This window comes from Mesorhizobium australafricanum, from assembly GCF_033977265.1.
Taxonomy (GTDB): Bacteria; Pseudomonadota; Alphaproteobacteria; order Rhizobiales; family Rhizobiaceae; genus Mesorhizobium; species Mesorhizobium australafricanum.
Window position 1 is genome coordinate 277,267 of the sequence record NZ_JAVIIT010000002.1, and the last position, 13,608, is coordinate 290,874.

The following is a 13,608-nucleotide window of genomic DNA, read 5'->3' on the forward strand; positions in this document are numbered from 1 at the left end:
CGGCCGGACAAACAGTCACTCCGAACGCACCTCAGGGAGCGACCGGCCCAGAAAGGAAGCTGACCGTCCATGCTGCGATTCCTGCTTATGCGCATAGCGTCGGCGCTTCCCGTCCTCGCCATTTTGAGCCTCGTCACCTTCGCCATCATCCAGGCGCCGCCCGGCGACTATGCCGACTATATCCGCTCGCAGTTGATCAACCAGGGCGGCGCTTCCTACGCCGAGGCCGAAGCGCAGGCCCAGGCCTACCGTGTCGAACATGGCCTCGATAAGCCGCTGCCCGTCCAATATCTCAATTGGATCGGCGGCATCGTCACCCGCGGCGACTTCGGCTACAGCCTCTATTACAACAAGCCGGTGGCCGACGTCGTCGGCGAGCGGCTGCCGCGCACGCTGCTTCTGGCGCTGGTCTGCCACCTGCTCGCCTCGGTGCTCGGCATCACGTTCGGCATATGGGCGGCGACCCGGCAATATTCCTGGATCGACTCAACGCTCTCGGCCATCTCCTTCCTGGGCATGACGGTGCCGCGCTTCCTGATGGCGCTTATCATCGTCTACCTGCTGGTCTTCCAGTTCAACGTGTCGGAGATCGGCTCGTTCTTCTCGCCGCAATATGGCGGCGCGCCATGGTCGTGGGCGAAGTTCGTCGACCTCATCAAGCACGTCTGGCCGGTGGTGGCGATCGCGACCTTCGGCGGGCTCGCCTACAACATGCGCGTCATGCGCGGCAATCTGCTCGATACGCTCAACGCTCAATATGTCGAGACGGCCAAGGCCAAGGGGCTGACCGGCGGCGCCGTCGTGATGCGCCATGCCGTGCCCAACGCGCTGCACCCGTTGGTCATGTATCAGGGCGTGGTGCTGCCCTACATGCTGACCGGCGAGATCGAGACGGCGATCATTTTCGCGCTGCCCACCGTCGGCCCGGCGATCGTCGGCTCGATGGCGGTCGGCGACGTCTATGTGACGGCAACCTTCATGATGGTGCTGTCGGCGACGCTGATCGTCGGCAACATCATCGCCGACATGCTGCTCGCCCTGCTCGATCCGCGCGTGCGCCAGTTCGGGGAGCACTAAGATGCTGGCGCGCGATCCCTCCCCGACGCCCCCATCCCTTACGCCCTTGCCGGCAGAAGGCGTGACCATAGCCGAGCCGGCGCACGGCAATGAGAGCTATATCGCGCTCGTCTGGCGCCGGCTGAAGCGTTCCTGGACCGGCATGGCCGGGCTTTGCCTGGTCGTGCTTTTGCTTCTCATGGCGGTGTTCGCCGAATTCCTGGCACCCTTGGACCCGAAGGCCACCGACATCGCCTTCGCGCCGCCGCAGGTGCCTGTCTTCCACGACAGGGACGGCAATTTCGTCGCGCGACCACGGGTCTATGCGCTGGCCGATTCCGCCGATCTCGATCCGGTCACCTTCCAGCCCATCGTCGGTCCCGACTACGACCATCCGAGGCTGCTCGGCTTTTTCGTCGAGGGTGCGCCTTACAAACTCCTCGGCCTCATCCCGGCGAACCGGCATTTCTTCGGCTCGATGGACGGCCAGCCGGTGCATTTCCTCGGCACCGACAAGTTCGGCCGGGATGTGCTGTCGCGCGCCATCCACGGCTCGCGTGTCTCCCTGATGATCGCATTGACGGTGGTCTTCATCATCACCGTCGTCGGCACCACCGTCGGCATGGTCTCCGGCTATTTCGGCGGCAGGTTCGATGTCTGGATGCAGCGCTTCGTCGAGCTCGTGCTCGCCTTCCCGCAACTGCCGCTTTATCTGGCACTGACGACGCTGATCCCGGTCACGGCGCCGACCAACGTCTTCCTCGCCTTCGTCATCATCGTCATGTCGGCGCTGGGCTGGGCGCAGATGTCGCGCGAGGTGCGCGGCAAGACGCTGGCGCTGGCACGCATCGACTATGTGCGCGCCGCCATGGCGGTGGGCGCCACCGACCGGCGCATCATCATGCAGCACATCTTCCCCAATGTGATGAGCCACGTGATCGTCGCCGTGACGCTGGCGATCCCGACGGTGGTGCTGCTCGAATCGTTCCTCGGCTTCCTTGGCTTCGCGGTGAAACCGCCGCTGATCTCGTGGGGCCTGATGCTGCAGGACACGGCGACCTATTCGGTCATAGGCACCTATCCGTGGATCCTGTCGCCGGTCGGCTTCGTGCTGATCACCGTCTTTGCCTTCAACGCGCTGGGCGATGGCCTGCGCGATGCCGTCGATCCCTATTGAGGTGGCAGAGATGACGACGATCGCGCTTGCAGAATCCTTCGCACCAGCCGTCCGGCTTGACCATGACGGCCGCCACGACCAGCCGGTCATCGACGCCCGCAACATCGAGGTCGCCTTCAAGGTCGAGCACGGCACCGTCGAGGCGGTCAAGGATGTCTCCTTCCAGCTCTATCGCGGCGAGACGATCGCGATCGTCGGCGAATCCGGCTCCGGCAAGTCGGTGACGGCGCGCACCGTGATGGGTCTTTTATCGCGGCGGGCGACGGTTTCGCCGCGGTCGAGCGTGGACTATTGCGGGCAGAACATCCTGAAATTCGCCGAGCGCGCCCGGCGCAAGCTGCGCGGCAACCGCATCTCGATGATCTTCCAGGAGCCGATGAGCTCGCTCAACCCGATCTACACGGTCGGCAGCCAGATCGTGGAAGCGATCCGGGTTCATCGCAAGGTGAGCCGCAGGCAAGCCTGGGCACGGGCGCTCGAGCTTCTCAAGCATGTCCAAATCCCTGAACCTGAGGCGCGGCTCAAGCAATATCCGCATCAGCTCTCCGGCGGCCAGCGCCAGCGAGTGATGATCGCCATGGCGTTGGCCAACGAGCCCGACGTGCTGATCGCCGACGAGCCGACCACCGCGCTCGACGTCACCGTCCAGGCGCAGATCCTCAATCTGATCCGCAATCTGCAGAAGGAATTGCGGATGTCGGTGATCCTGATAACCCATGATCTCACCGTCGTGCGCAAGTTCTCCGACTACGTCTATGTCATGCAGCATGGCGAGATGCGCGAGCACAACGTCACCGAGCGGCTGTTCGCCGATCCGCAGCATCCCTACACGCGGCGGCTGCTCGCCTCGGAGCCGCGCGGACGGCCGAGACCGCTGCCCGATAAGTCCGGCACCATCCTCGAGGCGGACGGCGTGCGCGTCTGCTTCACGCTGCGCCACGGCACGTTCCTGAAACCCGACTGGCGCGAACTGGTCGCCGTCGACGATCTCGACCTCAAACTTTGCCGGCATGAAACGCTCGGACTGGTGGGCGAGTCCGGTTCCGGCAAGACCACTTTCGGCCAGGCGCTGGTCAGGCTGCTGGACGCCAAGCGCGGCGAGATTCGTTTCGACGGCCAGCCGATCCAGGGTCTGTCGCGCAACGAGATGCGGCCGTTGCGCTCGCGCATGCAGGTCGTCTTCCAGGACCCGTTCTCCTCGCTCAATCCGCGCATGACGATCGGCCAGATCATCGAGGAAGGACTGGTCGTCAACCGGCTGGGCGCGACGCGGCGCGAGCGGAACGAGCGGGTGCGCGAGGCGCTGGTCAGCGCCGGCATGCCCGGCAACATCCTGTCGCGCTTCCCGCATGAATTTTCCGGCGGCCAGCGGCAGCGCATAGCGATCGCACGCGCCATCGCGCTGGAGCCGGAATTCATCCTGCTCGACGAACCGACATCGGCGCTGGACCTCTCGGTGCAAGCGCAGATCATCGACCTTCTGCGCAAGCTTCAGGACGAGCGGGGCTTGAGCTACCTCTTCATCTCGCACGACCTCAAGGTGGTGCGGGCGCTGTGCCACCGCGTCATCGTCATGCAGAATGGCAAGATCGTCGAGCAGGGACCCGTCGACGAGGTCCTTTCCAATCCCAAGACCGCCTACACCGAACGGCTCGTCAGGGCCGCTTTCGACGTGGCGTAGAAAAAGTGCCGGAGGCTTACAGTGGCAAGAAATCCCAGGATCACGTTCATCGGTGCCGGCTCGACGGTGTTCATGAAAAACATCGTCGGCGACGTGCTGCAGCGGCCGGCGCTGTCTGGCGCGACGATCGCGCTGATGGACATCAATCCGCAGCGGCTGGAAGAAAGCGCCGTCGTCGTCAACAAGCTGATCGCGACGCTCGGCGTCAAGGCGAAGGCCGAAACCTATTCCGACCAGCGCAAGGCGCTTGCCGGCGCCGATTTCGTCGTCGTCGCCTTCCAGATCGGCGGCTACGAGCCCTGCACCGTCACCGATTTCGAGGTGCCGAAGAAATACGGCCTGCGCCAGACGATCGCCGACACGCTCGGCGTCGGCGGCATCATGCGCGGCTTACGGACCGTGCCGCATCTGTGGAAGATCTGCGAGGACATGCTCGCCGTCTGCCCCGAGGCGATCATGCTGCAATATGTCAACCCGATGGCGATCAACACCTGGGCGATCGCCGAGAAATACCCTCAAATCAAGCAGGTCGGGCTCTGTCATTCGGTGCAGGGCACGGCGATGGAATTGGCGCACGATCTCGACCTTCCCTATGACGAGATCCGCTACCGCTCGGCCGGCATCAACCACATGGCGTTCTACCTGAAATTCGAGCATCGCCAGCCGGACGGCTCCTACCGCGACCTCTATCCCGACCTCGTGCGCGCCTATCGCGAAGGCCGCGCGCCGAAGCCCGGCTGGAACCCGCGCTGCCCGAACAAGGTGCGCTACGAGATGCTGACCCGGCTCGGCTATTTCGTCACCGAAAGCTCCGAGCATTTCGCCGAATACACGCCCTATTTCATCAAGGACGGCCGCCCCGACCTGATCGAGAAATACGGCATCCCGCTCGATGAATATCCGAAGCGCTGCATCGAGCAGATCGAACGCTGGAAAGGCCAGGCGGAGGCCTATCGCTCGGCCGACCGGATCGATGTCGAGCAATCCAAGGAATATGCCTCCTCGATCATGAACTCGGTCTGGACCGGCGAGCCGTCGGTGATCTACGGCAACGTCCGCAACAATGGCTGCATCACCTCACTACCCTTCGACTGCGCGGCGGAAGTGCCATGCCTGGTCGATGCCTCTGGCATCCAGCCGACCTATATCGGCGAGTTGCCGCCGCAGCTCACGGCGCTGATCCGCACCAACATCAACGTGCAGGAGCTGACGGTGCGGGCGCTGACGACGGAAAACCGCGAGCACATCTATCACGCGGCGATGATGGACCCGCACACCGCGGCCGAGCTCGATCTCGACCAGATCTGGTCGCTGGTCGACGATCTTCTCGCCGCTCACGGCGACTGGCTGCCGGCATGGGCGCGGACAGGCCGAAGCAAGGCTGCCTGATCAGTTTTCGGCCTGCTCGCGCGCCACGGCCTGCCAGCCGATGTCGCGTCGGCAGAAGCCCTGCGGCCAGTCGATACGGTCGACCGCCGCATAGGCCTTTGCCTGCGCCTCGCCGACAGTGGCGCCGAGCGCGGTGACGTTGAGCACGCGCCCGCCATTGGCGACCAGCGCGCCGCCATTGACGGCGGTGCCGGCATGGAAGACCTGGACGCCCTCGCCTTCCGCCTTGTCGAGGCCGCGGATGACCGAGCCCTTTTCGGGAGTGCCGGGATAGCCGCGCGCCGCCATCACCACGGTCAATGCCGCCTCGTCGCTCCAGCGGACCGACATATGCGCGAGCTGGCCGTCGACGGCGGCGTTGAGCAGGACGAGCAGGTCGTCCTTCAGCCGCATCATCAGCACCTGGCATTCGGGATCGCCGAAGCGGGTGTTGTATTCGATGAGCTTGGGCCCTTGCTCGGTGATCATCAGGCCGGCGAACAGGATGCCGGCGAAGGGCGCGCCGAGCTCGGCCATGCCGCGCATGGTCGGCTCGATGATCTCGCGCATGGTGCGTTCGGTCATTTCAGCCGTCATCACCGGCGCCGGCGAATAGGCGCCCATGCCGCCGGTGTTCGGCCCGGTATCGCCGTCGCCGACGCGCTTGTGGTCCTGCGCGGTGCCGAAGGGCAGCGCCGTGGCGCCATCGCATAGGCAGAAGAAGCTCGCTTCCTCGCCGGTCAGATATTCCTCGACCACGACCTCGGCGCCGGCCGCGCCGAAGGAACCGTCGAAACAGGCTTCGAGCGCGGCGACCGCCTCGTCGTGCGTCATGGCGACGGTGACGCCCTTGCCGGCGGCAAGCCCGTCGGCCTTGATGACGATCGGCGCGCCCGTCTTCTCGACATAGGCTTTGGCCGAGGCCAGATCGCTGAAACGGCCATAGGCGGCGGTCGGGATGTCAAACTTGGCGCACAGGTCCTTGGTGAAGCCCTTCGAGCCCTCGAGCCGGGCCGCCGCCTTGGAGGGGCCGAAGACGCGGACGCCCCAGGCGCGCAGATCGTCGGCGATACCGGCCACCAGCGGACCTTCCGGGCCGACCACGACAAGGTCGATCTTCTTCTCCTGGCAGAAGGCGGCGACCGCGGAATGGTCGGCGACGTCGAGCTTGATCAGTTCGGCGACGCGGCCAATGCCCGGATTGCCCGGCGAGGCATAGAGCCTGGTCAGCAGTGGCGAGGCGGACATCTTCCAGGCGAGCGCATGTTCGCGGCCACCCGAGCCGAGAAGAAGAACATTCATGGCCACCTCTTGTTGCCGATCGTCCCCGTCGAGAGAACCCGCTATTGGTCCGCGGGCGACGGGTCAAGGCGTCTTGGCATTTTGGCGGCAATTGCGCACGGGAACATGGGCTTCATCGAGAGGGATCAGGATAAGTCCTACGTTCGGCTAGTTCCCCGGCACAGGGATTTTGGAAGGTTGCCGTCTATCGGCGGGCAAGATGTTGGCCGTTCGTTTCCAAGAAATCGGCGCAAACGCTGGGAATTGGCTAAAGCCTCCCAACGTCGTCATTCTATGGCGGAGCAAGGAGCGAAGCGACGCGGCGCAGACCATAGAATCCATGCCGTGACTTCGAAGCGTCGCCACGGTGCAGAATTTTGCTCCGTTGCACTCCTTGGCGAAGGTAACGGCATGGATTCTAGGGTCTTCGCGACGGAGCTTCGCTCCTGCTCCGCCCTAGAATGACGATCGCGATGGACGTTTCGGCCAATCTCCAACGCACGCCACCTGCCAACGCAAACAGAGCCAACCGGTCAAAATCTCTGTGCAGAGTAACCAATTCCCCGGCACAGCTACGGAGCCGAATTCTGCACCCTTGCAACGCTTCGAGGTCACGGAATGGATCCTCGGGTCTGCACTGCGTCGCTACGCTCCTTGCTTCGCCCGTGGATGACGAGGCCGGCCGTTCAGCTTTGGAAAACGACGGGGAACCAGTCCTCGCGCAGTTTCTGGCCGGGCTTCATGTCGTGGCCCGGATAGGGCGGCGAGGTGCGGCCGGGCCGCTCGACATAATGCGCGTCGTCGCCGACCCAGCGCAGCGACAGCGCCCGGCGGCGTGCTGAGGTGAGATTGCCGCGCGCGCCATGGGCGGTGCGGAAGTCGAACAGGATGGCGTCGCCCGGCTCCATCTCCCATTCCAGCACCTTCATCGACGGGTCGTTGTCGGGATCGGGCACCGGCCGGTAGTCGCCCTCGCCGGCATAGAACTTGTCGTCGTTCAACCAGCGCACCGGCAGCACCATCTTTTCCCATTTGTGCGAGCCGGCGATCAGCCTGAGCGTGGCCTCCTTCACCGGATCGATCGGGATCCAGAAGCTCACCGTCTGGCTGCCGTCGACGAAATAATAGGGAATGTCCTGATGCCAGGGCGTAGGCTTCTGCGTGCCGGGTTCCTTGACCAGCACGTGATCATGGAAGAACTGCGCGCTGCGCGACTGCATGACGGCGGCGGCAAGCTCGGCGGCCGGCGATTCCCTAACGATCCTGACGAATTCCGGGATGCGCTCCCAGTTGCAGTAATCGTCGAAGAAGCTGCCCTTGCCGCCGGCGATGTCGGAAGCCGTGGCGCTGCGGTTCTGTATGTTGCGCTCGATGCCGTCGGCGATGACGTCGACCCAGTCCTTGAAGACGCCGCGGACGCAGACAGCGCCATCGCGCTGATAATCGGCAATCGTCGAAGCATCGATCTTTGGGCTGGCCATGGCGGTCTGTCTCTTTTCCTGGAATTGCTCGTGGGTCGGTGGCCCGACTATCGCAAGCGCCGGACATCGCGTAAAATAATAACTTGTCATCTAATTTATAGTTTTTGCCTATGAGACTGACCCTCACGCAATTGCGCTATGTCGTTGCCGTCGCCCGCTATGGCAGCGTGACCGCGGCGGCGGCGGTGCTCAACGTGTCGCAGCCGTCGATCTCGGTGGCGATCGACAATGTCGAGGACGCGCTTGGCCAAAAACTGTTCGTGCGCCAGCGCGGAAGCGGCGTCGCGCTGACATCCTTCGGCCGCAGGGCCGTCGCCAAGGCAAGGCAAGTGCTGGGCGAGGCGGATGAACTGGCGGCGCTCGGATCGCGCGACGCAGATGTCGGCGGCGAATTGGTGCTCGGCTGCTTCGAGGATCTGGCGCCCTATTTCGCGCCGGCGCTGATGCGCGCCTTCGCCGAGCGCTGCCCGGCCGTCACCGTCGTCATCGGCGACGAGACCTTCGACACGCTGGGTCGGCGCCTGGCCGACAGCGCCGTCGATCTCGGCCTCACCTACGATCTCGGCCTGCCCGGACATTTCAAGCGCATTCTTCTGCATGAACTGCGGCCGCACGCGCTTTTGCCCGCCGGCCATTTGCTGGCGGACAAGCATGCCGTCAGCCTGGCCGAACTCGCCCAGCATCCGCTGATCACCACCGACCAGCCGCATAGCTGGCAGCATATGCTGGACCTCTTCCTCAGCCGCGGCCTGTCGCCGATCGCCCGGGCAACGACAAGCTCGTTCGAGCTGCAGCGCTCGATGGTGGCCAACGGCTTCGGCGTCGCCGTCAGCTACACCCGACCGCGTGGCGATATGAGCTATGACGGGCTACCGCTGGTCTGCAAGCCGCTCTCCGATCCGCTGCCCATGCAGCGCATCATCCTGACCCATGACACGCGCCAGCGCCTGTCGAAAGCGGCTATGGCCTTCATCGACGTCGCCAAGGCATGGTTTGCCGGTCACGATGTTTTCACCGCCTGAGTTTTCACCGCTTGAGCGACAACGCGGCAGCTTGACGGCGCCGCTAGCTGCTGCCACTCCATCGTGATGGAAACCGTCCAGTCGAAAGCGATCCAGGGCCGTGTCGCCGATGCGCCGAGCGGCCATTGGGTCTACCGGGCGCTGCCGCGCTGGCTCTGGCCTTATGCGCAGCTTGCGCGCTGGGACCGACCGATCGGCTGGCAGCTGCTGCTGTGGCCCTGCTGGTGGTCGGCAGCCCTTGCCGCGGGCGCCTATCCGCGCGCGACCGATCCACTGCTGACGCTTTTGCCGGCGCCCTGGTACCTGTTGCTGTTCTTTATCGGCGCCGTCGCCATGCGCGGCGCCGGCTGCGCCTATAACGACCTTGCCGACGAGGACATCGACAACCAGGTCGAGCGCACCCGCTCGCGGCCACTGCCGGCGGGCAAGGTGACACGCCGCCAGGCCTGGATATTCGTCATCATCCAGGCGCTCGTCGGACTTGCGGTGCTGCTGCAGTTCAACAGCTTCGCCATCGCGCTCGGCGTCGCCTCGCTGGCGATCGTCGCCGTCTACCCCTTCATGAAGCGCATCACCAACTGGCCGCAATTCGTGCTTGGGCTGGCCTTCTCCTGGGGCGCGCTGATGGGCTGGGCGGTCGAGTTCGGCGACCTCGATGACCCAGCCATCATGCTCTATATCGGCTCGATCCTGTGGGTGATCGGCTACGACACGATCTATGCGCATCAGGACAAGGAAGACGACGCCATCGTCGGCGTGCGCTCGACGGCGCGGCTGTTCGGCGACAACACCAAAACCTGGCTGGTCGGGCTCTATGGCGGCGCGCTGGTCTGCTTCGCCATCGCCTTTGCCTCGGCGCATGTGCCCGTAGTGGCGCTGGCCGGGCTGATCGCCGCCGGCGCGCATATGGCGCGCCAGATCATCCGGCTCGACATCAACAATCCGGATCAGTGCCTGAAACTGTTCAAGTCGAACAACCAGGTCGGCTGGCTGATCTTCCTCGGCCTGATCGGCGGCTCGGTCTGGATATGGCTGAAGCCGCTGGTGTAGTTCTCCCTTCTCCCCGTTCTACGGGGAGAAGGTGGCGGCAGCCGGATGAGGGGCAGCGCCAACCTTGAAAACAAAGTGAACCGCACGGCGGCGATCGAGCGCGTGTATCCTATCAAAGTTTGAGATGGCCAATTTGAGGGGCTGGCGCTGCCCCTCATCGCCCTGCCGGGCACTTCTCCCCGTATAGTGACGGGGAGAAGGGGGCTGTCATCGACGGCTACTCCCTTGCAATAATCTCCTGGCCGTCGATGACGAGCCGCAGCCCAAGGTTGCCGGCCTTGCGGCGGGCGAGGAAGCGCGGCCGGCGCATGTTGGAGACACGGCCCTTGCGACGCTCCTGCGGCGGCAGCGCCTTGATGGCGGCGCCAAGGGATTCCTCCAGCGTGCGGGCAATGCCGTCGGCTTCGATCAGGAGCATCGGCAGGCGGTAGGCATCGGCCCAGGCGCGCCAGTCGGCGGCGACGTCGTCAAGGTCGTCGGCGACCAAAAGCGGCACCGACAGCATCGGGTCGTTGTGCAGCAACTCCAACGTCACCGTCACGTTGCCGTCCGGATCCTCCATGGCGCGCGCGGCGACGCCGCGGAACGCATTGGGGGGCAGCGCGATGATCGCCGGCACGCCGCTCATCTCCAGCATGCGGCGGATAACGGCGCCACGCTGGTCGATGGTGAAGGTGACATCGCCATAATCGTCGCGGGTGGCATAGCTCACCATCTGCGGCAGGCGAAACGGATCGAGGCGCATGTTGCGCCCGGCCCAGACTGGCTTCAATCCAGTGTTCATCGAATGTCTTCCCTGTTACTCCTGAGGGCCGTTTTCCGGTTCTCTCAGGGCCGGTTTTTCCGGCCTCGTTATGGGAAGAAACATTAGCGCTCGCTTCTTACCGGCGCGCTTAAGAAAGTCGGTTAAATTTTGCTGATCGGAGCCGATGGTTATCGGAATGCGACCGGCCGCTGGATCCAGGAAGGATCAGATAACCTTACCGGGATTCAAGATGCCGGCGGGATCGAAGGCCGCCTTCACGCGACGCATCAGGTCGATCGCCATCGGCGGTGCCGTGGCGATCAGTTCGTCGCGCTTCAACTGGCCGATGCCATGCTCGGCCGAGATCGAGCCGTGGAAGGAGCGCACGACATCGTGCACCGCCTTGTTCATGGGATGGTAGAGATCGAGGAACGCCTCGTCCTGCCAATCGACGGGGCGTGAGATGTTATAGTGGAGATTGCCGTCGCCCATATGGCCGAAGCAGACGACGCGCGCGCCGGGGCAGACGGTCTCGACGACGCCGGCCGCCTTTTCGATGAACTGCGGGATCGAGGCGATCGGCACCGAGATGTCGTGCTTGATCGAAGCGCCCTCCGGTTTCTGGCATTCGGGCAGCGTCTCGCGGAAGTTCCAGAAAGCGTCGCCCTGGGCAAGGCTTGCCGAGACCACCGCGTCGCCGACGACCCCCTGCTCGAGGCCGGCCGAAAGAATCTCTTCGATCAGCGCCTTGCCGTCCTCTTCGGAACGGCCAGAAGAAATCTGCATCAGCACATACCAGGGCCAGTCGTCGGCCAGCGGCCGGGTGATGCCTTGACCATGCTTCAGCGTGAAATCGTAAGGCCTTTTCGCGATCAGCTCGAAGGCGGTGAGCGAGGCGCCGGCGCGGTCCATCGCCAGGGTGAACAGGGAAAGCGCGTCTTTCGGGGACGACGGCAGGCCCGCAAAGGCGACCTCCCTGCCCTTCGGCTTGGGGAACAGTTTCAGCACCGCGGCGGTGATGATGCCGAGCGTGCCTTCGGCGCCGACGAAGAGGTTCTTCAGATCGTAGCCGGTGTTGTCCTTCTTCAGCTTGCGCAGATCGTCGAATACCTCGCCGGTCGGCAGCACGACCTCGACGCCAAGACAGAGCTCGCGCGCATTGCCATAGGCGAGCACGCCGGTGCCGCCGGCATTGGAGGAGAGGTTGCCGCCGATCTGGCAGGACCCTTGCGCGGCGAGCGACAGCGGAAACAGCCGGTCGGCGGCGTCAGCCGCTTCCTGCAGCGTCTGTAGGATGACGCCGGCCTCGACCGTCACCGTATTCGACAAGACGTCGATCTCGCGGATGCGGTTCAGCCGCGACAGCGAAAGCACGATGTCGTGACCGGATTTGTCCGGCACCTGGGCGCCGACCAACCCGGTGTTGCCGCTTTGCGGCACGATCGGCGTGCCGGTCTCGGTCGCCAGCCGCATGATGCGGCTCACCTCCTCGACGCTGCCGGGCCTGAGCACCAACGATGTCCGGCCATGCCAAAGCCCGCGCCGCTCGGTGATGTAAGGTGTAATATCGGCCTGATCGCGCAGCGCGTATTTGTCGCCGACGATTGCCGCGAAACGGTCGATGACGGCGGGATCGAGATCGAAGGGCTGGTCGTTCATGAGGCCAAACTAGAGCATGATGCCGAAAAGTGTGAAGCGGTTTTCGGACGACATCATGCTCCACTTCTTTGACTTGGGGGGCGCTCAGGCGATCTTGTCACGCGGCGCGGCAGCGCGGGCGAGCCGATCGTTGATCGCCTCGCCCAGTCCTGCGAACGGGATCGGCTCGACGGCGATGGTCGAGGCGCCGACACGGTCGAGCGCCTGCATGAAGGCGAACAGGTTGCTGGCCGCTTCGCGCAGGTCGCCGGCTTCGGAGAGATTGCGCAGCGCAACGGCATGTTCCCAGCCCTCGGCGCGGTTGCCACCGAAGGCAAGCAACGCCTCGCCCTTGGCGACGTTCTCGACGTTCAGCCGCATCGCGGCGCCCGGCGCGTAATGCGAGGCAAGCATGCCCGGCGCCTCGATGCCGCTGGCGCCGCGCGACAGTTTGGCACCGGCCACCGCCTCGATCTCCTCGGCGCCGATGCCGCCGGGCCGCAGCAGCCGCAACTTGCCATGCTCGACCTTGAGAATAGTCGATTCCAGCCCGACGGGTGTCGCGCCGCCATCGACGACCAGCCTGATCCTGGCGCCGAGATCGGCGGCGACCGCGCCTGCCGTCGTGCCGCTGATCCTGCCTGAAGAATTGGCACTGGGGGCGGCAAGCGGACGACCGAGCCGCGCGATCAATTGACCGCCGAACCCGCGCGGCATGCGCAGCGCGATGGTGTCCAGCCCCGCGGTGACCAGCGGATGAATGCCGTTGTCGGCACGTTGCGGCAGCACCAGCGTCAGCGGGCCGGGCCAGAAGGCTTCGGCGAGCTTTGCCGACAGGGGATCGAAGCTGGCGATGCGGTCCGCCATCGCGCGATCGGCGACATGGGCGATCAGCGGGTTGAAGCGCGGCCGGCCCTTGGCCTCGAAAATGCGCGCCACGGCAACGCCGTTGGTGGCATCGCCAGCCAGGCCGTAAACCGTCTCGGTCGGGATGGCGACGACGTCGCCGCCTTCGAGCAACGCCAACGCCTGCTCCATAGCCTCGCCGACCGCCAGTATCTCAGCCAAATCCGCCACCAGTCTTGAACATGCCGGTCCCGTAATACGGC

The 13,608-nt window shown here is 64.6% G+C and carries 11 protein-coding genes; 6 read left to right on the forward strand and 5 right to left on the reverse strand.

Features of this window, described 5'->3' with window-relative positions; all coding sequences use genetic code 11:
- Nucleotides 1-69 precede the first annotated feature (69 nt).
- The 4 genes from RFM98_RS04800 to RFM98_RS04815 are packed head-to-tail and all read left to right on the forward strand — an operon-like array spanning nt 70 to nt 5,303.
- Complete coding sequence (locus RFM98_RS04800) at nt 70-1,077, forward strand: ABC transporter permease (protein ID WP_320307761.1); 1,008 nt, start codon at nt 70-72, stop codon at nt 1,075-1,077.
- Nucleotide 1,078: 1 nt separating this feature from the next.
- A complete protein-coding gene (locus tag RFM98_RS04805; protein WP_320307762.1) occupies nt 1,079-2,233 on the forward strand; it encodes an ABC transporter permease in 1,155 nt (384 codons plus the stop codon).
- 10 nt (nt 2,234-2,243) lie between these two features.
- Nucleotides 2,244-3,914 carry an ABC transporter ATP-binding protein gene (locus tag RFM98_RS04810; RefSeq protein WP_320307763.1) on the forward strand — a complete coding sequence of 557 codons (1,671 nt, stop codon included), beginning with the start codon at nt 2,244-2,246 and terminating at the stop codon, nt 3,912-3,914.
- A 21-nt stretch (nt 3,915-3,935) separates the two neighbouring features.
- Nucleotides 3,936-5,303, forward strand: coding sequence for an alpha-glucosidase/alpha-galactosidase (locus RFM98_RS04815; RefSeq protein ID WP_320307764.1), 1,368 nt, complete (start codon nt 3,936-3,938; stop codon nt 5,301-5,303).
- Here RFM98_RS04815 and purD read toward each other — a convergent pair whose 3' ends face one another.
- Entirely contained in the window at nt 5,304-6,584 is a 1,281-nt protein-coding gene (gene purD, locus RFM98_RS04820; RefSeq protein WP_320307765.1) for a phosphoribosylamine--glycine ligase, read from the reverse strand.
- Nucleotides 6,585-7,249: 665 nt separating this feature from the next.
- Nucleotides 7,250-8,044 (reverse strand): phytanoyl-CoA dioxygenase family protein, encoded by a 795-nt coding sequence (locus tag RFM98_RS04825; RefSeq protein ID WP_320307766.1) that lies wholly within the window; start codon nt 8,042-8,044, stop codon nt 7,250-7,252.
- A 110-nt stretch (nt 8,045-8,154) separates the two neighbouring features.
- On the opposite strand from RFM98_RS04825, the gene RFM98_RS04830 reads away from it, so the two are divergent.
- Together RFM98_RS04830 and ubiA are read left to right on the forward strand one after the other, a co-directional pair.
- The gene (locus RFM98_RS04830) at nt 8,155-9,066 is read left to right on the forward strand and encodes a LysR family transcriptional regulator (protein ID WP_320307767.1); all 912 of its coding nucleotides are present in this window, start codon (nt 8,155-8,157) and stop codon (nt 9,064-9,066) included.
- Nucleotides 9,067-9,132: 66 nt separating this feature from the next.
- Nucleotides 9,133-10,116 (forward strand): 4-hydroxybenzoate octaprenyltransferase, encoded by a 984-nt coding sequence (gene ubiA / locus RFM98_RS04835; protein ID WP_320308135.1) that lies wholly within the window; start codon nt 9,133-9,135, stop codon nt 10,114-10,116.
- A gap of 217 nt (nt 10,117-10,333) precedes the next feature.
- Here the strand turns inward: ubiA and RFM98_RS04840 are convergent, their stop codons facing one another.
- The 3 genes from RFM98_RS04840 to RFM98_RS04850 all read right to left on the reverse strand — a co-directional run bounded on the left by RFM98_RS04840 (nt 10,334) and on the right by RFM98_RS04850 (nt 13,567).
- Nucleotides 10,334-10,900: a DUF6101 family protein gene (locus tag RFM98_RS04840; protein WP_320211926.1), complete on the reverse strand. Its 567-nt coding sequence runs from the start codon at nt 10,898-10,900 to the stop codon at nt 10,334-10,336.
- 186 nt (nt 10,901-11,086) lie between these two features.
- Nucleotides 11,087-12,520: an FAD-binding oxidoreductase gene (locus RFM98_RS04845; protein ID WP_320307768.1), complete on the reverse strand. Its 1,434-nt coding sequence runs from the start codon at nt 12,518-12,520 to the stop codon at nt 11,087-11,089.
- Nucleotides 12,521-12,604: 84 nt separating this feature from the next.
- The gene (locus RFM98_RS04850) at nt 12,605-13,567 is read right to left on the reverse strand and encodes an L-threonylcarbamoyladenylate synthase (protein ID WP_320307769.1); all 963 of its coding nucleotides are present in this window, start codon (nt 13,565-13,567) and stop codon (nt 12,605-12,607) included.
- Nucleotides 13,568-13,608 lie beyond the last annotated feature (41 nt).

Excerpts from the sequence above, each read along its gene's own strand:
- purD (WP_320307765.1), bottom strand. The coding sequence starts at position 6,584 with ATGAATGTTCTTCTTCTCGGCTCGGGTGGCCGCGAACATGCGCTCGCC.
- RFM98_RS04805 (WP_320307762.1), top strand. The coding sequence starts at position 1,079 with ATGCTGGCGCGCGATCCCTCCCCGACGCCCCCATCCCTTACGCCCTTG.
- RFM98_RS04845 (WP_320307768.1), bottom strand. The coding sequence starts at position 12,520 with ATGAACGACCAGCCCTTCGATCTCGATCCCGCCGTCATCGACCGTTTC.
- RFM98_RS04800 (WP_320307761.1), top strand. The coding sequence starts at position 70 with ATGCTGCGATTCCTGCTTATGCGCATAGCGTCGGCGCTTCCCGTCCTC.
- RFM98_RS04840 (WP_320211926.1), bottom strand. The coding sequence starts at position 10,900 with ATGAACACTGGATTGAAGCCAGTCTGGGCCGGGCGCAACATGCGCCTC.
- ubiA (WP_320308135.1), top strand. The coding sequence starts at position 9,133 with ATGGAAACCGTCCAGTCGAAAGCGATCCAGGGCCGTGTCGCCGATGCG.
- RFM98_RS04830 (WP_320307767.1), top strand. The coding sequence starts at position 8,155 with ATGAGACTGACCCTCACGCAATTGCGCTATGTCGTTGCCGTCGCCCGC.
- RFM98_RS04810 (WP_320307763.1), top strand. The coding sequence starts at position 2,244 with ATGACGACGATCGCGCTTGCAGAATCCTTCGCACCAGCCGTCCGGCTT.
- RFM98_RS04825 (WP_320307766.1), bottom strand. The coding sequence starts at position 8,044 with ATGGCCAGCCCAAAGATCGATGCTTCGACGATTGCCGATTATCAGCGC.